6 protein-coding genes are annotated in these 13,982 nt (G+C 61.5%); 3 read left to right on the plus strand and 3 right to left on the minus strand.

Features of this window, described 5'->3' with window-relative positions; genetic code table 11:
* The first annotated feature begins 2 nt into the window (after positions 1-2).
* Positions 3-719, plus strand: a complete 717-nt coding sequence (locus JZX88_RS18850) for a 4'-phosphopantetheinyl transferase (RefSeq protein ID WP_206914419.1) — start codon at positions 3-5, stop codon at positions 717-719.
* A gap of 129 nt (positions 720-848) precedes the next feature.
* Complete coding sequence (locus JZX88_RS18855; RefSeq protein ID WP_206914420.1) at positions 849-2,762, plus strand: PhoX family phosphatase; 1,914 nt, start codon at positions 849-851, stop codon at positions 2,760-2,762.
* 369 nt (positions 2,763-3,131) lie between these two features.
* Here JZX88_RS18855 and JZX88_RS18860 read toward each other — a convergent pair whose 3' ends face one another.
* The 3 genes from JZX88_RS18860 to JZX88_RS26380 all read right to left on the minus strand — a co-directional run bounded on the left by JZX88_RS18860 (position 3,132) and on the right by JZX88_RS26380 (position 12,854).
* Entirely contained in the window at positions 3,132-4,436 is a 1,305-nt protein-coding gene (locus JZX88_RS18860; protein ID WP_206914549.1) for an HlyD family type I secretion periplasmic adaptor subunit, read from the minus strand.
* Between the two features lie 2 nt (positions 4,437-4,438).
* Positions 4,439-6,190: a type I secretion system permease/ATPase gene (locus JZX88_RS18865; protein WP_206914421.1), complete on the minus strand. Its 1,752-nt coding sequence runs from the start codon at positions 6,188-6,190 to the stop codon at positions 4,439-4,441.
* A 109-nt stretch (positions 6,191-6,299) separates the two neighbouring features.
* Positions 6,300-12,854: an Ig-like domain-containing protein gene (locus JZX88_RS26380; RefSeq protein ID WP_206914422.1), complete on the minus strand. Its 6,555-nt coding sequence runs from the start codon at positions 12,852-12,854 to the stop codon at positions 6,300-6,302.
* A 252-nt stretch (positions 12,855-13,106) separates the two neighbouring features.
* Here JZX88_RS26380 and JZX88_RS18875 point away from each other — a divergent pair, with 252 nt between their 5' ends.
* Positions 13,107-13,967: a LysR substrate-binding domain-containing protein gene (locus JZX88_RS18875; RefSeq protein ID WP_206914423.1), complete on the plus strand. Its 861-nt coding sequence runs from the start codon at positions 13,107-13,109 to the stop codon at positions 13,965-13,967.
* Positions 13,968-13,982 lie beyond the last annotated feature (15 nt).

The following is a 13,982-nucleotide window of genomic DNA, read 5'->3' on the forward strand; positions in this document are numbered from 1 at the left end:
ATATGGCGACCGAGCCGGCATTTCATCGCGAAATCGCTTCCGGTGTTTCACCGGAGGCCGTTTGGCCCTGGCCGGACGACAGAGGCGATTGCCATTGTCTCACCCTTCGTTATAGCCCGAACGACGAAACCGGCACCGGCATGGCCCCTGCCCTGCCGGCGCGGCTCCAGCGGGCGGTGCCGAGACGTAAGGCGGAGTTTCTGGCGGGACGCAGATGTGCTGCGGAAGCCATACGCCGTCTTACCGGGCAGGCGATATTTCCCGGAATGGGAGACGATCGCGCGCCGACCTGGCCTGAAGGCGTGGTCGGCGCGATTTCCCACAGCGGTGACCGGGCAATTGCGCTGGCCGGCCCCGGCAGCAGGTTCTGTGGCATCGGCATCGATATCGAGAAGCTTTTGAGCGAAGAGGAAGCCCGCGATATCGCTTCGCAGGCACTGACGGCGGATGAGCGCCACAACCTCGGCAACGATATCGATCCCTTCATGACCGGGCTGATTTTTTCGGCCAAGGAAAGCCTGTTCAAGGCACTTTATCCAACGGTCAAACGGCTTTTCTTTTTCGAGGCAGCCGAATTGTCCGGCTTTAATGCCAGCGGCTTCGCATCGCTGCGGCTGACGGCCGACATGGGCGGCGAATGGTGTGCCGGCAGGGAGATTGCCTTCCGCTTCGGCCACTTCGAAGGTTTCCTGCTCACCCGTATCCTTCTCCCGCATTGAGGGAAAAAAGGTAAAATCTGCCGCTAGAATCTCATGTTTAAAGCACTCCTTCCCGTCATCCGTGTGAAACACTGGGACGCTACGCAGCCTGTTGGAATGATTCCAAACATGCAACGGTGGAGATACGACATGACCGACATCGATACGAGCAAGCTGTCCTGGGACGAATGGGATGAACTGCAAAACCCGCCGCCGGCCGAAACCGATTTCGACCGCGTGGTCGAACGCGCGATTTCCCGCCGTGGCTTTCTCGGCGGCGTGCTTGCCTTCGGTTCGGCTGCGGCCGCCATGGGCACGCTCGGCAACCTGATGAGCAGCACTTCGGCGCAAGCGCAGGAAGCCGGCGCCGGCCGTTTCCCCTTCAAGCCGGTGGCCGCCGCAACCGACCACACCATCCACGTGCCGGAAGGCTACAGCTGGAAGCCGGTCGCCAAATGGGGCCAGCCGCTGTTTTCCAACGTTCCCGATCTCGACCCCGCCAAGGGCGTCAGCGTTGAGAATTCCGACAAGGTCTTCGGCGAAAATACCGACGGCATGGAACTCTTCATGGTCGGCGCCCATCAGCTGATCGCCGTCAACCATGAATATGTGAACCCTGAAATCAACCTGCCGCACACTGACAAGGGCAACCCGAAGACGGCCGACGACGTGAAGATCCTGCAGAACATGCAGGGCGTCACCGTCATGGAAGTCGCGGAAGGCAACGAAGGCTGGGAAATCGTTCTCGACAGCCCGTTCAACCGCCGTATCCACCACAACACGCCGATGAAGCTCTCCGGCCCGGCCGCAGGCTCCGAGCTCGTCAAGACCGCCGCCGATCCTGACGGTATCGACTGTCTCGGCACATTCAACAATTGCGGCGCCGGCCGCACGCCATGGGGCACCTACCTTACCTGTGAAGAGAACTTCAACGGCTATTTCGGCACCACTGATGCCGCCTTCAAGCTGCCTGATGACTACAAGCGTTATGGCATCGTGGCCGAAACCCGCTACGCCTATGAAAAATTCGACGAGCGTTTCGACGTTGCCAAGAACCCGAACGAGCCGCGCCGCGCTGGCTACGTGGTCGAGATCGATCCTTCGGACGCCTCCTCCACTCCGATCAAGCGCACCGCGCTCGGCCGCATCAAGCACGAAAACGCCGCCGTGGTGATTGCCCGCGACGGCCGTGTCGTCGTTTACATGGGTGACGACGAGCGTGGCGAATTCCTCTACAAATTCGTCTCCAACGGCATTTACGTGCCGGGTGGCGACACCTCCAAGCTGCTCGACGAAGGCACGCTTTATGTCGCCAAGTTCGCCGATGACGGCGCCGGCGAGTGGGTGGCTCTGACGCCTGAAAGCACCGGCATGAAGATCGACGAAATCTGCGTCTTCACCCGTCAGGCCGCCTCCAAGGTGGGCGCGACGACGATGGATCGCCCGGAATGGGTCGCCATCAACCCGGTCGCCATCGAAGCCTATTGCGCGCTGACCAACAACAGCCGCCGCGGCGAAATGAAGGACGGCAAGCTGCGTTCCAATGCCGGCGGCGACGCCATGGCCATCAATGCCGCCAACCCGCGCGAGAAGAACGAATACGGCCAGATCGTGCGCTGGTATCCGGAAAATGACGACCATGCCGACGGCAAGTTCAAATGGGACCTGTTCTGCATGGCCGGCAACCCCGCCGTTCACAAGGACGCGTTCGCCGGCTCCTCGAACATCAACGAAGGCAACATGTTCAACTCGCCTGACGGCATGATGTTCGATTCCACCGGCCTGCTCTGGATCCAGACCGACGGTGAGGACAGCAACGAAGGCAACTTCGCCGGCCAGGGCAACAACCAGATGCTGGCGGGCGACCCGGCCACCGGCCGTATCGAACGCTTCCTGACCGCACCGAAGGGTTCCGAAGTCACCGGCCAGACCTGGTCCGGCGACAAGCGCACCCACTTCGTTGGCATCCAGCACCCCGACGCCCCCTTCCCGGATGGCGAAGGCAAACTGCCGCGCTCGGCCCTCATCGCCATCAAGCGTGACGACAACGCCCAGATCGGCTGACGTTTCGGCATGAACGGAACCGGACTACGATAAGATCGCGATCCGGTTCCGCAATTAAAGACGCCGTGTGCCTGATGGGCGCACGGCGTGAAATTGATGGCAAAGTCCGAACAGTCCGGTCGTCGTCCCGGCCTCCAACCGGCTCCAGCTGCGACGCGCCTGCGCCACGAGACGATTTTCTCCTGCAACCGAAGACTTGACCACGCTGCCGCCTTACCCGGTTTGCGGTGACGGAGGTGCATGCGGATATTACGGATCAGCCTGAAGCCCCGGCTTTACCGGGGCTTCGTCGGCGATTCGGCACCGCATATGCAAAGGACACGCGGCCTTTACAGGCGGTCTCCATTTCTGGTTCGGCACCGCGGCCTCTCATACCTCGCGGAAGGTGCGGTTGGCCTGATCAAGCAAGGGTTTGAGAAAATAGGACAAAACGCTTCTCTCCCCGGTGGTGATAAAAGCTTCCACCGGCATGCCCGGCATCAGGCTGAATTCACCCAGCCGCTTTATCTGCTCCGGGGATGTGGCGACGCGCACCAGATAATGGCTGGCACCGGTTCGCTGATCCACCGTCACGTCCGCCGAAATACGTTCCACCGTTCCGATAATTTCCGGCGTGGTCTTCTGGTTGAAGGCGGAGAAGCGCAGGTTCGTCGGCTGGCCGTAATAAATCTGATCGATATCCTGTGGCGCAACCTTGGCCTCGACCACGAGTTTGTCGACCTCCGGCACAATCATCATGATCGGTTCACCGGGCGCCACGACACCGCCGACGGTGTGAACCGACAGCTGATGCACCACGCCATCCTGCGGCGCGAGAATATCGACACGCTTCAGCTGGTCTTCGGCCGCCACGCGACGCTCGACATATTCACCAATCCGGGCGTCCATCTCACGCAGATCGGAACCGACCTCTTCCGACCATTGCTCATCGATCTGAAGGATTTGCAGTGCCGTTTCGCTGATCTTTGCCTCGACACCGGCAATGCCGGCCATCAGCCGACCGATGTCCCCTTCGATATCCGTCGCCTGACGCTCCAATGTGCTGAGCCGGCTTCTTTCCATCAGGCCCCTTTCATGCAGGGAACGAAAACGGCTCAACTCCTTGCCGACCATTTCCTGCTCGCGAAAATTCGCCGCCCGCTCGGCCTCCATGCCGATTATCTCATCGCGAAGCTGCCGCACACGTTGTTCGAGCTGGCTTTTTTTGCTCTCGCGGACGGCCTTGCGGGTCTCATAAAGACGCTGTTCCGCGTTCATCATCGCGACGATTTCGGCGTCATCAGCCCGGCCAAGCAGCGCCTGCGGAAAAGCCACGCTGGCGGCCCGGTCTCGCTCGCTTTCAAGCCGCGCCTTGCGAGCGGTGAATTGATCGAGGCTTTTGACGACGATGGCCAGATTGGCTCTCGTCATTGTCGCATCGATACGCATGACCACGTCACCGGCCTTCACCCGGTCGCCATCACGCACCATCAACTCACTGACGACGCCACCTGCCGGATGCTGGACTTTCTTGAGGCTGGTTTCCACCACCAGCGATCCCTGAGCGATCACTGCGCCGACAATCTCCTTGCCAACCGCCCAACCGCCGAGCAGGCCCACGAGTGTCAGGAACCCGAGACCTCCGACAACAAGGTGATTGCGGATCGAGCGTTTAAGTATCTGCCATTCATCCATCGTCATGCCTTTCCTGTTTCCGCAGCCTGCACGACCTTGAGGGCGCCTGCCGCACCGCCAACCGGGCGCAGCACCTTGGCCAGCACCTCCTCCTTGGGGCCAAAAGCCTGCTGGCGGCCATCGGCAAGCATCAGCACCTTGTCCACCGCCAGAAGAGCGCTTGGACGATGGGCGATGATGACAGCCACGCCGCCGCGTTCGCGAATGCCGAGAATGGCGGCCGTCAGCGCATCCTCGCCTTCTGAATCGAGATTGGAATTCGGCTCGTCGAGCACGACCAGAAACGGGTCGCCATAAAGCGCTCTGGCAAGGGCGATCCGCTGTTTCTGCCCCGCCGACAATTGCCGCCCGGTTTCGCCGACCTCGGTGAAGTAACCGTCCGGCAGGCTGACGACCAGATCGTGAATGCGGGCCGCACGCGCCGCCGCGATGATTTCTTCGGAACGCGCTTGCGGATCGAAGGAGGCGATATTCTCGGCAATCGTGCCGTCCAGAAGTTCGACCGATTGCGGCATATAGCCGATATGGCGGGCAAGCGCCTCGGCCGGCCATTGGTCGAGCGTCGCACCGTCCAGTCGAATGGAGCCCTTGAGCGGCCGCCAGAGGCCGACGAGAAGCCGTGCCAGCGAACTCTTGCCGGAGCCGCTCGCCCCGATCACACCGAGGGCACTGCCGGCCGCGAGCGTGAAGGCGATTTCCTGCAGAACCGGCTCAGCCGCTTCGGGCGGTATGGCGCCCACCCGCTCAACCGACAGAAGGGCGTGCGGCGCAGGCAAATCCATACGCGCGGCTCCGTCCGGCAACAGCGCCAGTGTTTTTTCAAGGCGACGGCGGCTTTGCCGCGCGGCGATGAAGCCCTTCCAGTTGGCAATGGCGAGGTCGACCGGGGCGAGTGCCCTTGCCGACAGGATGGAACCGGCAATGATGATGCCCGGCGTTGCCTGCTCATTGATGACAAGCCAGGCTCCAACCGCCAGAATGCCGGATTGCAGCAGCATACGCAGCACCTTGCTGGCCACGCCGAAACCGGAAGCGATGTCGCTTGCCGACCTCTGCTCGCGCACATAGGCGCGGTTGTCCGCCTGCCAGCGGGCGCGCAGCGGCGACGCCATCCCCATGACGGAGATAATATCGGCATTGCGGCGGCTGGTTTCGGCCAGTCGATTACGTTTGGCGGAATGACCCGCCGCCGCCTCCACCGGATGCCGCGACACAAGTTCCGTCATCAGCGTGATGACGGTGAGAATGAAGGCGCCGGCCAGCGCGGTGACGCCAAGCCAGAAATGGAACGCGAAACAAATAGCGATGTAAAAGGGCAGCCAGGGCAGATCGAACAGCGCGATCGGCCCGCTTCCCGACAGGAAGGAGCGGATCGTATCGAGATCGCGGAGCGGCTGTGCCTGACGGCCGCTGACGGGCAGGCGCAGCTGAAGGCCGATCACCGCGTCGTAGATCCTGGAAGAAAGCGCCTGATCGAGGCGATCGGAAAGCCGCACCAGCAGACGGCCGCGCAAGGCATCGAACAGGCCCTGAAATGCATAAAGCACCGCGACGATGGCAAACAGGGCCACAAGCGTCGGCAGGCTGCGGCTCGGCAGCACCCGGTCATAGACCTCCATCATGAACAGCGAGCCGGTGAGATAAAGAATATTGACCAGAGCGCTCATCAGGCCGATGCCGATGAAAGCGCCGGCGCAGCCGGCAAACACACCCTTGATCTGACGAGCATTATTATTGGCAGTGTGAAAACGCATTTTTACTATCCGTTGAGGTCGCAGCGGCGATAGCGGCAGACGGTAACGTGCCGTTGACAGCCGCCCGCGCGGGAAAAAGGCGCATCCGGCCGGATGCGCCTTTCACGGTTCAGGCGAAGCGGAAGTCGTCGATGACGAACTGTTCCGTCTTGACATCAACGAAGGTGATGGAAGAACCGTCGTTGAAGGCAATCTCGGCGCCGTTCTCGCCATTGGTGAAGGCGCCGGAGGAAATAAGCGCCTGATAGTCGGCGAAGACATCCTTCGAAAGCTGAACGACATCCTTGCCCTCGGCACCGGCCTCGAAGTCGGTCACGACGTCGCGACCATCGCCCGCGGCAAAGACGAAGGTGTCAGCACCGCTGCTGCCGGTCAGGGTGTCATTGCCTGTGCCACCGCTCAGCGTGTCATCACCTGCGCCGCCATTCAGCGTGTCGTTTCCGGCTCCGCCGCTCAGGACATCGTTGCCCGATCCGCCCATCAGCACGTCATTGCCGGCACCGCCATCGACCACATCTTTGCCGTCTCCGGCCAGAACGCGGTCGTTGCCGGCTCCGGCATCCACCATGTCGTCGCCTTCGCCGGCAACGACGGTGTCATCACCCTCGCCGGCTTCGAACATGTCCTTGCGGCTGGTCCCGATCAGCATGTCGTCGCCACTACCGCCTTCAACGATGTTGTATTCGGTATAACCGTCCACGGTGACGGTGGTGGTGCCCTTGGCTTCGCCGCCATTTGCATCACGAACCGTGTAGTCGAGCGTCACCGTCGCCTGCTGCCCGTCCTCCAGCGCCGCAAAGGCGGAGGAAGGATCGACAACCAGCTTGCCGTCCACCACCGAGAAGGCGGCAGCCGCCTGCTGACTGGTTATGGCAAGGCCAGCAACAGCCGTCACGGCGATGCTGACGAGTGCAAGACGGTCGCCTTCCACATCCGTGTCATTGGCAACGAGATCGAAGGACGTTCTATCCCTTTCCGCCAGCGCAATCCGGTCCGTAACGGCAACAGGCGCATCGTTGACGGGAGCGATCGTCACAGTCACCAGGCTCTCGACGCTGCCGCCCCGGCCATCCGAAACGACAACCGTGAAGCTGTCGGTTCCGTTGACATCTGCGTTCGGCGTATAGACCCACTCACCCGTTGCGGCATCGACCTTGGCGTTGCCCTTCGAGGCACCGGCATCCGCCTTGATGGCATAGGAAAGCGCGTCACCATCGATGTCGGAGGCCGCGACCCTGCCTTTAAGGGCGACATCCTCGTCGGTCTTTACGGCGATGGAGGCGGCGACCGGCGCATCATTGACCGGCTTGACGGTGAAGGCGGCGGCCGCTTCGCTGGAACCGCCGCGACCGTCGGCGATCTTGTAGCTGAAGGATGCCTTGCCGTTGAAATCGGCGGCCGCAGTAAAGCGGATGCCCGTTTCTTCCAGGACCGCCGTTCCGCCAACGACACGGAAAACGCTGGTCACCGTCAATACGTCCAGATCGGCGTCCATGTCATTTGCAAACAGGGCGCTGAAGGGAATGAGGAAGGATGCCGCATCCTCATTGATCGCCGCAAGTGTGTCGGCCACAGCGACCGGGCCACGGTTCACGAGCCCCTTGGCGATGGCCTCGCGGCTGAGATTGGTGCCATCGGCAAAACGCAGCATTTCAATACCGCCATCCGCCAGCTGATTGCGCAGCGACAGTTTTTCGCCGCCTGACAGTTCAACCTCGACGGATTGACCATATTTGCGCAGAACGGCCTCGTTTCTGGCGATATCGTGGAGGTACAGGATGTCCGTCGCGCTCGATGGAGCAGCAGGCTCGATGATGACATCGGAACCGTCGCCGCGCCCGTAACGATAGAGATCCGACCCTTCCCCGCCGATCAGCAGGTCGTCGCCACGGCCGCCTTCGATGAAATCGTCGCCCACGCCACCTGAAATCAGGTCGTCGCCGGCATCGCCCCAGAGCTTGTCATTGCCGGCACCGCCGGAGAGCGCATCGCGGCCCGCTCCACCGATCAGCCCGTCATCGCCATTGCCGCCGTCGAGACGATCATCGCCCGTAGAGCCGAGGAGCGTATCGTTGCCGTCATGGCCGAGGATTGTCACATCGGCAGTTGCCGCCTGCAGGACATCGTTGCCGGCACCGCCTTCGAGCGTCTGGCCCTGCTTCGCAGCATCCAGTCGCACCACACGCACATCGTCGTAGCTGACCCCTTCACCGGCACGCCAGTTATAGAGGCCGAAGGTGCCCTTTTCCGCGCCGTGAACTGCGATGGGCTTCGAGAACAGCGCCGTGCCGTTCAGCCAGACCTGAAGCCTGCCGCCTTCAATGTCGGCGCGCAGCAGGTTGGAACCGGCGGCATCGTAGCGGATCGGCCCCTGCCAGAGTGTCTGCTCGATACCGTCCGTGAGGCTGAAGAGCTGCGGGAAGCCGGTCGTGTTGTCGAGTTCAAACTTGATGTAGTTGTTTTCGTCCTGATAGTGCAGCAGCAACCCCACCGCGCCGCGCGAGGCCGAGGTGAAACGCGTTTCGACGCTGTAATCCATCCATTCGTCCGAGCCGGGAGCCTCGTAAAGCGCGTAGGTTCCCTTGCGAAGCGCATAGATGCCGTCGCCGAGCGGGCTCCAGTTGAGGCTCCATTGCGAGGTCGGCGCAGTCAGACCCGTACCGCCGAGTTCGCGGCTGTAGCGGTTGGCTGTCTGCGCAAGTCCGCCATTCGCGACGGCCCAGGCCGCAGCCGCGCCAAGCTCGCCCTCATCGACGAAGCGGAAGTTCTGCGCGATGCCGTCGGAGAAATCCTCCTGCATCAGCACATCATTTGCCGCAACGACCTCGATCGTCACCGTATCGCTCGACCGCTGGGCGCCATCGGCCATATCGAGGCGAACGAGGTGTGTCCCGGCCTCGAGCTGAACCCTGGCCTGAGCGCCGCTGGCGAGCCGGGTGCCTTCCTCGCTCCAGACAAAGCCGGACGAAGAAGAGCTGCCAAAACTCTCAAGGGCGGAAAGCTCGACCTCGACGCGACCATCGCCATCGACATCGATCACCCGCAGGGAACGACCCGCATCCGCATGGAACGCGCCCTTGCGCACCATGATATCATCGAAAAACACCTGACGCTGTCCTTCGGACCAGACCCCGACGGTGCCGCCCGCAAGCGGGCTCGCCGCATCCGTCACCGCGCCACCAAACAGCGCCCTGCCATCGAGCGAGGCGAAAAGCCGGTTGCCGGTAACGGCGAATTCGACCGTGAAATCCCGATCGAACGGCGTGGTCGCAACTTCACGGGCCAGCACCGTTTCAACGCCGTCGCGCACTTTCACCAGTTGGCGCTCATTCGCGGCAATATCGAAGGACAGACGGTAGTGGTTCTTCTCATCCCGATAATAGGCGACGAGCCCGAGACCATGCTGGTCCTCGGCTAGCAGCGTGGCCGAAACGGTATAGTTCGACCAGGCAGCACTGCCATCACCCGTCCAGCGCATGATGCCCGACGCCCCATCATAGGCGCGCAGAGCGCCCTCGGGGGCCGCCGCCGTCCGGCTGTTGTCATTGCGTGAGGCGACGGAACCGGCGACCTGCCAGCGGGCGCCGGGCGCAGACCAGCCATCCGCATTGCCGTCATCGAAGGTCTCGTGAAGCAGCGTATTCCGGTCGGTAACTGCGATCTTCACCTGATCGACGCTCTCCACTCCGCGTGCATCGACAAGACGAAGTGTGAGGCGATGAACGCCGGCGTCGAGATCCACCGAGGTCTCGCGGCCCTTGGCAATCACCTCGCCATCCTCATTCAGCCATTGCGTCACCACGACCTGACCGAGCTTGTCCACGCTCTGGCCGGCGTCGAGATCCACTTTCGCCTTGCCGCTTGCATCCGCTTTCACCGTACGGTCATTTCCGGCTTTCGCCACGAACTGAACAACAGGCGTGCCGAGATCGACATTGCTGATCGTTTCCTGATGCTCACGGAACGCGCCGGTCAATTGCAGGCGATTGTCACCGCTGCCGATGGTCTGCGACAGGGAACCGTTGCCGAGGGAGGGCCTGAACGTGCCGTCGGTGAAATCGAACTGCACCATGTTCACGCCCGGCAGCGCAGTCTGGTAAGGTCCGGTCGAGGTAACGGAGCCAAGCCCCGCGACTTCCGCTTCGCTCAGCGTCTTTTCGAGGAATGCGAAGGATGAGAGCGAGAATTCCGGCGTTTCCGTGCTGTCATCGGCAAAGATCAGGAAACCGGCCTTGCCGATATTGTAGACCCCCTGCACGGTCTGCGTTCCCTGGAGAGCGCCATCGGCATATTTCTTCATCGTATAACCGGCGCCGCTGCGCTCCAGCGTTATGACGATACGCGTCCACTGATCGAGCGGCAGCCGGCCGTCATCGCGGCCATCGGTACCGATCAGCGCGTAACCGTCACGATAGTTCAGCCAGAGGTCGCCATCGGTGATGTTGTTGAGGTCGCTCTGGAATATGGAAGCAAGGCGGCCGGGCGTGCCGGGCAGCTTCACATCGTAGACCAGCGTATAGTTTTCGAATGTATCGCCGCCGCCGGCAGGTGAAAAACCGGGGGTGACCTTCAATCCGTTGGAAGGATTGAACTGCGGTGCGGTGATGATGCCGGTATCGCCGCCATCGATCGTTTCCCGTCCGAAAACAACCGGCTGAATCTGGGAGGCGTTGGCGCCCGTGGTGCTGCCCTTGCCGTCGCGCGAGGGTTCCGCATCACCGCGCGCGCCGACCAGATATTCGTCGCGGGCCGAAAGATAGGTCTCCGTCTGCACCGTCTTGTTGTCGGGGTCGATGATGAGGAGACGGATGGCGCCGTTGCCACCATTGCCGCCCCGTCCCGCGTCGCCGTTGCCGGTCACTTCCGTCGACACACCGTTCTGGTAATTGACGAGCATCTGGAAGACCGGCAAGCCGGCGTCGTTATAGCTGACGATGGTTTCCGCACCGTCGCCGAAAACATGGCCGGAAAAGACGAAGCTGACATTCGGATGCTTGGAGACGAGCTTCTGCCACATGTCTTCGCCATCATTGGCGTTTTGCGCGCTGTTGCCGATCCCGTAATCCTTGCCCGTGCCTTCAGCGAAGACCGGACCGGAATAGTTGTCGGCACGCGTTCCCATGTTGGTGTAGCTGTGCGTGGTGATGATCGCGCGGTGGTCCTGATTTGCCGCCAGCACCTCGCCCGCCCAGCGCAACACATCATCGCGGGCACCGAATTCCAGCGAAAGAGCAATCCATTCCGTGCCGTCCGCACCGGTGAAACGATACCAGGCATTTTTGGAATCGCCCGTTTCCTGATCGTAGACACCGCCCAGCGTGGAGTGTTCACGCATGTATTCCGGAGAGAAATAGGTGGACTGCAAGGACGAATAGTCTCTGGAGCCACCGCCCTGATCATGGTTGCCCGGCACCATGGCGTAAGGCACCTTGCCATTCAGCCTGGTGATGGCTTCCTTGGCGATCGCCCATTCGTCCGGCGTATTGTCCTGCGTGACGTCTCCGACATGGGTGACGAAACGGATGTTCATGGATTTCGAATTCTCGGCAAGCCAGTCGAACATGCCATTCAGCGTGGCCTGCCCCATGCCGGGGAACACATAGTCCTGTGTGTCCGGCACCACGGCGATGGTGTAGGCGTTCGGACCGGCCACACGCACGCGGAAATCGTCCGTCGCGCTCTTTCCGGCGCTGTCGGTGGCCGTGACGCGGATATCGGAATGGCCAAGGGCGGAAAAATCGAGCGTCAGCTTGTTGCCGTCCGTCAGCACGGCCTTCACGGTCTCGTTTCTGCTGTTCTGGACGGTAAATTCGAGGTCTTCGCCGGAGAAGTGCTGCGAAAGGTCGATCGTCACGTTCGCGGCATCGGGCGTCACCATCATGTCCTTGATGAGCGCGGTTCTGATGACGCTTGCCGGATCGACGGCGGGCTGTTCGCCAATGCCCGGGATTTTCGCCTGGGCAGGCGTCGTGAATTCAAGCGGGACACCTTTGCCGGTGATCGTACCTGTCCCCATAACCGGCGCGGCCGACCCACCGGAAAAACGGCTTTCCAGAACGACGGTTTGTTCAGCCGTTGACTTCATGGCATCCGGCAGGATGCCGGCAGCTTTCGCCGCTCCGAGATAGGACATTTCATCCTTCGTAAGCACCGCCTTGAGGAAGAGGAAATTGCTGAGATAACCCGGCGACGTTTCGCCGTCTTCGTCAGAGAAGATCAGGAAACCCTTGGACAGATCGATCGCAAAACGGCTGGCACCGCCGTTGATCTTCTGGTCGGCGACGAATTCGCCGTTGACGTATTTCTTCATGGAAACGGCGCCTGCCGCGTCCGTTTCAATGGTCAGGCCGATGCGGTTCCAGGCATCCAGCTTTGCCGAACCGTGATAACCGCCGCTGATGCCGACACCGTAGCTTCCAACGCCCACCTTGCCGAAAATATCGCCGTCATTGCCGTTGTTGAAGTCTGTCTGCAGGAACGGCATCCAGCCGCTTGAGCCACTTGCGGGAAAATAAACATCATAAACAAGGCTGTAGGAGGTCGCCATGCCGGCGCCACCAGGCGAAACAAGAATGCCCTGCTGTTGTGCAAGAGCCGGAATGGTCAGCAGCCAGTCGGAAGAGGATTCAATGGGATTGGCGATCGAATTCTGGGAGGTCGTCATCTCTTTGGCCTTTTTGCGTGAAACGGGTTGGCCCTTTGGCCATGCCGGGACGATTAGAGGCCGGGACTAACGCGCCGATGACGAATTCCTAACAAATCGTAAATGCGCCATAGCGATTTCCCATGCCTGCCATCGGTTTCGCCGCGAGGTTAATGAAGTCATCCGGCGGGCGTCATGGAGTTGTCAGCGTTTTCGCCGATAATCCTCCTGCACCGGCGCCAGTCGTGTCGGCCGGCGGCAGAACAGGACCCCATGTCGACCAAGCAGCTGAAGGCCTTTCATATCGTCGCGCAATCGGGCGGTTTTTCCCAGGCCGCACGGGACATGGCGATAAGCCAGTCCACGCTTTCAGCCCATGTGCGGGAACTGGAAGCGATCAGCGGCGTGAACCTTCTGGAAAGAAAACCCCGAGGGGTGAGCCTCAGCCCGCAGGGAGAACGCCTGTTCGAGATCACCGCCCGCCTGTTCCAGGCGGAAAACGAGGCCAAGGCCTTCCTGCGCGGCGGCAAGAGCACCGCGGGCGGGCATCTGCGGGTCGCAGCCGATGGCCCCATCCTGCCGCTTCCCATTCTTTCGCGGCTGAAGGCAGAACGGCCGCAGCTGACCTTTTCCCTTTCGGTCGACAATTCGGCGCGGGTGGTGGAGCAGATCATCGACTACCGGGCCGATGTCGCCATCACCGCCCGCGCGCCCGATGACCCCCGCCTTTACGGCGTCAAGTTCCTCAGCATGCGACTTGGGCTATGTGTGCCCGTGTCGCATCCACTGGCTGCGCGTCAGAACGTTTTGATGGCCGAACTGGAGGGGCTGTCCTTCGTTATGCGGGAGCGCGGCTCGCGCACGCGTGAAATTTTCGAGAAGAACCTTGCCGATCACGGCATAACCATCCAGCCAGTGATCGAAATCTCGTCCAGAGAAGGCGTTCGGGAAGCCATCGCCAATGGCGTGGGATGCGGTGTGGTGGCCGATCTGGAATTCGGCCATGATGCGCGCCTTTCCTTCATTCCTCTGGACGACGCCCGCGAACTGATCGACGAATATGCCGTCTGTCTCGCCGAAAGGCGGCATCTGCCGCTCTTGCGCAGGTTCATCGAGGAGGCCGGGCGAGCCTGAACCCTGCCTCCCACG

It is taken from the genome of Agrobacterium sp. OT33, from assembly GCF_017313365.1.
Classification (GTDB): domain Bacteria; phylum Pseudomonadota; class Alphaproteobacteria; order Rhizobiales; family Rhizobiaceae; genus Agrobacterium; species Agrobacterium rhizogenes_A.

Coding starts and splice junctions, on each gene's coding strand:
- JZX88_RS18860 (WP_206914549.1), bottom strand. CDS start 4,436: ATGGATGAATGGCAGATACTTAAACGCTCGATCCGCAATCACCTTGTT.
- JZX88_RS18850 (WP_206914419.1), top strand. CDS start 3: ATGGCGACCGAGCCGGCATTTCATCGCGAAATCGCTTCCGGTGTTTCA.
- JZX88_RS18865 (WP_206914421.1), bottom strand. CDS start 6,190: ATGCGTTTTCACACTGCCAATAATAATGCTCGTCAGATCAAGGGTGTG.
- JZX88_RS18855 (WP_206914420.1), top strand. CDS start 849: ATGACCGACATCGATACGAGCAAGCTGTCCTGGGACGAATGGGATGAA.
- JZX88_RS26380 (WP_206914422.1), bottom strand. CDS start 12,854: ATGACGACCTCCCAGAATTCGATCGCCAATCCCATTGAATCCTCTTCC.
- JZX88_RS18875 (WP_206914423.1), top strand. CDS start 13,107: ATGTCGACCAAGCAGCTGAAGGCCTTTCATATCGTCGCGCAATCGGGC.